We start from the raw sequence: 6,754 nt of genomic DNA on the forward strand, positions 1-6,754 counted from the left end.
TCATTAATTGCTGTATCCGACATAATAAGGTCAGCTCCTAGCAGTATAGTATAATTTATAATAACAATCAGGCAGCATTCGCACCCGATATAACTTCAGTAAGTTCATTAGTAATATTGGCCTGACGCGTCCGATTATAATATAAACTCAACTTATCAATAGCCTTTCCGGCATTGCGTGTCGCACTGTCCATTGCAGTCATTCGAGCACCCTGTTCACCAGCATTTGTTTCAAGCATTGCCGCAAAAATCTGAACTCTCAAATTTTCCGGAAGCAAACGATGCAATACATCTTCCGCCTCAGGCTCAAACAGATAATCTGCCTGATCTCGTAATCCTGAACTGTTTTTTTGCTCAGCACCGTCTTTACGATCCGTATCCTTTACGGCAAGCTCCAATGGAATAAGCTGCAACTCCATTGGTGTTTGAACCATCACATTTTTAAATTTATTGTAAATGACAGTACAAACATCAAATCGCTGTTTTTCTAATAAAGACTCGATATAGGCAGCGATCTGGTCTGCGGACTGATATTCAACGTTACCCAAACGATAATCGACATGTTCAGGTCCGATGATAAGATTGGGGAACTCACTACGGCAATATACATACGTTTTCAAGCCAACAGGAAAAATCTTAACAGTCTTTCCCTGTTCTTGTAGACGTTTGACCATATTGCGTAATGTACGATTTATATTACTGTTAAATCCACCTGCCAAACCCCGATCACTGCTCATTGGAACAATAAGATGAACCTTGTCTTTACCAGTACCTGTTAACAATGCAGGCAGACTAGGACGACCATCCAAAGACTGCTTCAAACTAACCAGAATACGCTGCATCGCCATAGCGAAAGGCTGAGCCTGACGAGAACGTCGCTCAGCACGATGCATTTTGGCTGCCGCAACCATTTTCATAGCACTCGTTATTTTTTTTGTCGATTTGACACTATTTATACGAGCACGCAATTCTTTTAAAGAAGCCATTCACAAAGTTCCCTAAGCCTGTTTGAATTGTGCAACAAATTTTTTCAGGAATGCTGCCAATTTTTCTTCCAATTCCTTAGTGATCTGGCGTGCATCACGAATTCCATTAAGAATTTCGATACCGGTAGAACGCATGGATTCAATATATTGATGCTCAAATTCCTGAATCTTGTTTACTGGAATTTCATCAGTGTAACCACGGGTACCCGCATATAAAACAACGACCTCTTCTTCCATGGTATAGGGAGAATTTTGGGGCTGTTTTAACAATTCTGTTAATCTTGAGCCACGTTCAAGCAACTTACGGGTCGATGCATCAAGATCGGAAGCAAATTGAGAAAAAGCCTCCATTTCACGATATTGGGCAAGCTCCAGCTTAATACTGCCGGCAACCTGTTTCATTGCTTTGCTTTGTGCCGCTGATCCAACACGGGAAACTGAAGTCCCCACATTAACCGCAGGACGAATACCACGATAAAATAATTCTGTTTCCAAGAAAACCTGACCATCTGTAATGGAAATAACGTTGGTAGGAATATATGCAGAAACATCACCAGCCTGTGTTTCAATAACAGGCAAGGCAGTTAATGAACCTGCACCACGTTCATCGGACATTTTTGCAGAACGTTCCAAGAGACGAGAATGCAAATAGAATACATCGCCAGGATAAGCCTCACGTCCAGGAGGACGACGCAATAAAAGGGACATTTGACGATAAGCTACAGCCTGTTTTGACAGATCATCATAACTAATCAATGCATGCATACCATTGTCACGAAAATATTCACCCATTGCCGTGGCGGCATAAGGTGCAATATATTGCATTGGCGCAGCATCTGAAGCGGTTGCGGCCACCACAATGCAGTAATCCATTACACCCTGTTCCTCCAACGTGCGAACAACCTGTGCAACAGTGGAGCGTTTTTGACCGATAGCCACATATATACAATAAAGAGTCTGCTTAGGATCCTTTAAAGCATTCATGGTTTTTTGGGCAATCATCGTATCAACCAAGATTGTTGATTTGCCAGTTTGACGGTCACCGATGATTAATTCACGCTGTCCACGCCCAATTGGAACCAGAGCATCAATAGCCTTGATCCCGGTCAACATTGATTCACATACGGATTGACGCGGAATAATTCCGGGAGCCTTAACATCTGCCAAACGACGTTCGACATCTTTCAAGGGCCCCTTTCCATCAATCGGATTTCCCAATCCGTCAACAACACGACCCAACAATCCCTTACCAACAGGCACATCCACAACCCGATTTGTACGAGTAACGTTGTCCCCTTCACGAACTTGACTGTCGTCACCAAAAATAACAACACCAACATGGTCGATTGACAGATTTAAAACCATCCCGGTCAAATTGCTGTTGACAAAAGAAACCAATTCCCCCGCCATAACGTTTTGCAGGCCATAAACCAATGCAATACCGTCACCAACAGACAGAACAATTCCTGTTTCCTCAATGTCAGATTCTTTATCAAAGGACGCAATTTGTTTTTTAAGGATGTCCGAAATTTCTGCGGGACGGATTTCCATCACGCGGCTCCCTTCATAACATTGTATAGGCGATTAAGACGTGATTGAAGACTAGCATCGTAGAGCTTTGACCCAATACGCACGATAATTCCACCTAGTATCTTTGAATCAATACGCTCTTGAATATCTACTTTATTGTACCCTGCTTGGGAAAAACGATCCTTTAATTGGGCACGTTGCATATCCGTTAAAGGAGAAGCTGTAATGACTTCAGCAGCAGTAATGCCACGACGAAGATTAACCAAAGCAAAAAATGCCATTAAAAAAGATTTTAAATCAGCAAGTCTTCGATTATTTGCAACCACACCTACAAAATTCTGCAAAATCTGACTGAATCCACAATGATTCATCAACTCAGCCATTATTGCTTTGCTTTGTACAGTATCCAAAGAAGGGTTATTTAAAACATTTCTCAATGTTTCATTTTCAGAAATAATTTTTAACAAACCCTCGGCCTCTGCAATCACCTCATTTAAAGCATGCTGTTCCTCAGCAAATTCATATAACGCGGTAGCATATCGCCCCTTAAGATTATTTGCCGTAAAGGCGGAAGCTGCAAGCGCAGCATGTGTTGCATCGGTATTCACTTCGCTTGTTCTCTCATCGTTCACTAAAATGCAATTGAAACTTCACCCGCTTCATTTTACCTCTTCAGCAAAGGTTTTACAGTCCAAAATGATATTATTAAAAGCCTATATTTTAAAGTAAATCAATAATAAAAACAAAAATATTTTTCAAAAATAAATTTGTCTCAAGTCATACAGAATGATTGTTATACCGACAATCATTCAAACGATCAATTCGATTTAATATAATTTTTAGTAAAAAATATTTTTATTTAAGGAAAAATAACAATTATTGGATATCAATATTAATGTGTCGACAAAGATATAAATAAATCATTTTCTTACCCGTTATTGGCAGTCTATGCAATGCCGACGAATAAAAGCCTGTTCCGATAAACATTATTGTCTCAGCCAGTTTGGACACAGGGCAGCACGATAAAATTACAACTGATCTTGACCCACTCAATCCCGACGGATCGGATAATGCATCCAAATTGGCAGAACATGCGCGTTTCGATAAATACTCCGATAAGCTTTTCATAGGGCCTGAACGGGATAAGAGAAACAAATCGTAATGCGGGAACATTCTACCTAAACACTGCCGCAATCTTTAATCGTCACAGGCACTAGATGGCGATTACTGCTAAAAAAAATAGTTATCAGCTATTATTAAACCTCTGTATTTAACACGCCATACTACGAGAATATAAGATAATACTCAAATTGCTATTCGGTTTTATCTGCTATCACGATAATCACCGTGTCATCATAACCAGTGTGAAAATAATAAGTCCGATAATACAAATCTGGCTATATTTATAATAAAAACATTTTCTATGCTATATTATTTTCCATATATTCATACGTTGGCATTAAAAATCCCCGCACAATTAATTAAGCCCGTTGAATTTTTATCTAGTGAACTAAATAAAAATGACAACTACCAAACGGTCAGGATCAAATTTTTCATCATCTGGATAAAACCACGTCCTTCTTCACCTATTCATTCACTTTTCATCAAGTTTAACGTTGTTAAGAACACCTCACAATTATTCACTATACTCAAGTCAACTGTATATAAATCATGATGCTCAACACTTGATGTGCCAAGGTCATCTCACCATAGATTGAAATCTGCTTTATTGCTCTGAAACTTGATTTTACGGATTATTATTAGCACATGTACCAGTATATCTCGGCGAAAAGGCGCCAACTCACTGTTAGGAAATGAACAATTAAATCAGCTGCTGCATCAGAAAACATCACACGCCAATCTATCTCACACCTCGATATTAATTAATACGCCATCTCAATTCTTCTTCAGCCGGTATAGACCAATTAATTTTACATATCCATAGCCCTTGCCTTTTATCCGAACTAATTGGCATTATATCACCGCAGTCAAAAAGAAACGGACAGAAACTATCGTAAGACGAAATTCAGAAAAGAATTTAGTTATTTATCTAATACGACACCTCAAAAAATGTTATTAGAAATGCGTATGCGCAAAGCGCATCTAATGCTGCAATCAAAGGATCAGGTTCGCAAACCGCCTGGAACGTAGGATATTGAACCTCCAAAAAAATTCTAGCATCGTATCCAGCTATTTTCTGACTATAAATAATATTAATTTTTATAGCTCTGATTCCATATCATTATTGCAATATACAATATAATACCAAAAATAAATATGCAGAATGGATTCATTTTCAGTTTAAATTAAACTCATTTGAGCATAAGTTTTTAACGTTGATTTTATTTTGAATGTCCAGATAATGAGCATGACAGTAAAGTAGCGATATAACCCAATTATCGTCTCAGTATCACTCACAGCCAGCTTATGTCTATCAATAACCATCCAGAAGCCGGCAACAATTGCCAGTCGCAGAGGAAAATCCTCGAAAATGAATTCATTTTACATTTCCCAACCAATTTTAGATGTGAGCGCATCATGATACGGTTGAACGCAGCTAAATTCAGTGAAATTCTGAAAATTTGAAAATGGAGCGGGCGAAGGGAATCGAACCCTCCTCGGTAGCTTGGAAGGCTACTGCATTACCACTATGCTACGCCCGCTTGATAATGCTCGATTGAGTCTGAAAAAACTTTTAATGATTTTTCTTCCCAAATCAAGCTTTTTTTTATCATTTTTATAAAAAATAATTTTTATTCATTTTTTACTTGACTTTCTGTCCATTCCATTGCTTTTTCTTGTATCAATAGATATGATGGTTCTGATCTATTCATATCAAATTTTTTGCAGGGGTGTAGCTCAATTGGCTAGAGTGCCGGTCTCCAAAACCGGAGGTTGCGGGTTCGAGACCCTCCACCCCTGCCAAATTAAATATGAATGACAAACATTCATTTTGTTTTCAACCCATCCTGATATATTATAATAATTTAACATAGTATTTTAGGATCATTTTATGTAGGGAAGGTATTTCGTGCCGGTCAATCCCACGAAATTTCTAAATGAGGTTCGTGCTGAAGCCAAAAAGGTAACTTGGCCTTCACGTCGTACAACATTAGTCACAACCGCCGCTGTTCTGGCAATGGCTGCGGGTGCTTCTGCATTCTTTTTCATCGTGGACCAGGCTATCGGCTTTGGAATACGGATTTTATTTGGCCTAGGAGGGTAAACCAGTTATGGCAAAACGGTGGTACGTCATTCATGTCTATTCTGGTTTTGAAAAAAAGGTTGTTCAACAGATTAAAGAACAGATTGAACAAAAAGGTTTAACTGACCAAGTGGAAGAAATCCTTGTCCCTTCAGAAGAAGTCATAGAGGTTAAACGTGGCCAGAAAGTCCAAACAGAACGTAAATTCTTCCCTGGTTATGTTCTGGTCAAAATGGAGATGACTGATGAGGCATGGCATTTAATCAAGGATACTCCCAAGGTTACGGGTTTTCTTGGAAACAGAATGCATCCATCCCCAATTTCCAATGCAGAGGCCGAATATATCATTAATCAAGCCAAAGAAGGTGCAAATAGTCCGCGTCCTTCTGTAGACTTTGAGGTTGGCGAGCAAATTCGCGTTTCCGACGGGCCATTCACTTCATTTAATGGTGTTATTGAAGAAATAGATACTGAAAAAGGTCGACTAAAAGTCAGTGTTTCCATTTTTGGACGTTCTACACCTGTTGATCTGGAATATAATCAGGTGGAAAAACTTTAGTCCCTTAAATACTGGATGCAAAACAATATAAAACAGCTTTTCGTTTCCCATTATCATTTTTTGCATCCTTATTGACTTATCCAAATATTCAGAACCATTTTTACTAAATTCTGATTTTTTCATAAAACTTAAATAAGATCCATTGAGACAAAATCTCTTTTTTTATAATAGTGATTGATCAATAAGCCTAATAAAACAAATCTTATATCCAAAAAATTTCTATAATAAGCTTCATTTTCATATTTCTTAATAAATTTCACCCTCCACTCTTGAAGAATAAATAAAGCTCCTATATAAAACAAAAACCACGCCGACATAGCTCAGGGGTAGAGCAACTGATTCGTAATCAGTAGGCCCTCGGTTCAATTCCGAGTGTCGGCACCATGAACATAATAAAATCATTTTCTAAATATAATTTAACGTGATCCGACTTGACTTAATAATCTGACGTTATAGTAGACAATAATATAAAACT

Annotated in this window: 7 protein-coding genes and 3 tRNA genes; 5 read left to right on the forward strand and 5 right to left on the reverse strand. The window is 38.4% G+C overall.

Features of this window, described 5'->3' with window-relative positions; translation table 11 throughout:
• Nucleotides 1–67: 67 nt before the first annotated feature.
• The 4 genes from U0839_RS00770 to U0839_RS00785 all read right to left on the reverse strand — a co-directional run bounded on the left by U0839_RS00770 (nt 68) and on the right by U0839_RS00785 (nt 3,643).
• Nucleotides 68–985 (reverse strand): F0F1 ATP synthase subunit gamma, encoded by a 918-nt coding sequence (locus U0839_RS00770; RefSeq protein ID WP_110438575.1) that lies wholly within the window; start codon nt 983–985, stop codon nt 68–70.
• A 12-nt stretch (nt 986–997) separates the two neighbouring features.
• Entirely contained in the window at nt 998–2,536 is a 1,539-nt protein-coding gene (gene atpA, locus U0839_RS00775; protein WP_155565925.1) for a F0F1 ATP synthase subunit alpha, read from the reverse strand.
• Complete coding sequence (atpH, locus tag U0839_RS00780) at nt 2,536–3,123, reverse strand: ATP synthase F1 subunit delta (RefSeq protein WP_122124050.1); 588 nt, start codon at nt 3,121–3,123, stop codon at nt 2,536–2,538. Before atpH ends, atpA begins: the two co-directional genes overlap by 1 nt.
• 268 nt (nt 3,124–3,391) lie before the next feature.
• On the reverse strand, nt 3,392–3,643 hold the full coding sequence (locus U0839_RS00785) for a hypothetical protein (RefSeq protein WP_413549874.1): 252 nt from the start codon (nt 3,641–3,643) through the stop codon (nt 3,392–3,394).
• An 840-nt stretch (nt 3,644–4,483) separates the two neighbouring features.
• On the opposite strand from U0839_RS00785, the gene U0839_RS00790 reads away from it, so the two are divergent.
• Nucleotides 4,484–4,666, forward strand: a complete 183-nt coding sequence (locus U0839_RS00790; protein ID WP_155565926.1) for a hypothetical protein — start codon at nt 4,484–4,486, stop codon at nt 4,664–4,666.
• Nucleotides 4,667–5,104: 438 nt separating this feature from the next.
• On the opposite strand, the gene U0839_RS00795 is transcribed toward U0839_RS00790, so the two are convergent.
• Nucleotides 5,105–5,178, reverse strand: a tRNA-Gly gene (locus tag U0839_RS00795).
• 185 nt (nt 5,179–5,363) lie between these two features.
• Between U0839_RS00795 and U0839_RS00800 the strand changes: the two genes are divergently transcribed.
• From U0839_RS00800 to U0839_RS00815, 4 genes are all read left to right on the forward strand, one after another.
• A tRNA-Trp gene (locus U0839_RS00800) sits at nt 5,364–5,440 on the forward strand.
• A gap of 106 nt (nt 5,441–5,546) precedes the next feature.
• On the forward strand, nt 5,547–5,741 hold the full coding sequence (gene secE, locus U0839_RS00805; RefSeq protein ID WP_110438579.1) for a preprotein translocase subunit SecE: 195 nt from the start codon (nt 5,547–5,549) through the stop codon (nt 5,739–5,741).
• Between the two features lie 7 nt (nt 5,742–5,748).
• Entirely contained in the window at nt 5,749–6,279 is a 531-nt protein-coding gene (gene nusG / locus U0839_RS00810; protein WP_110438580.1) for a transcription termination/antitermination protein NusG, read from the forward strand.
• Between the two features lie 309 nt (nt 6,280–6,588).
• A tRNA-Thr gene (locus U0839_RS00815) sits at nt 6,589–6,663 on the forward strand.
• The last annotated feature ends 91 nt before the right edge of the window (nt 6,664–6,754 follow it).

It is taken from the genome of Commensalibacter sp. A3DC (genome assembly GCF_047307945.1).
GTDB classification, from domain to species: domain Bacteria; phylum Pseudomonadota; class Alphaproteobacteria; order Acetobacterales; family Acetobacteraceae; genus Commensalibacter; species Commensalibacter melissae.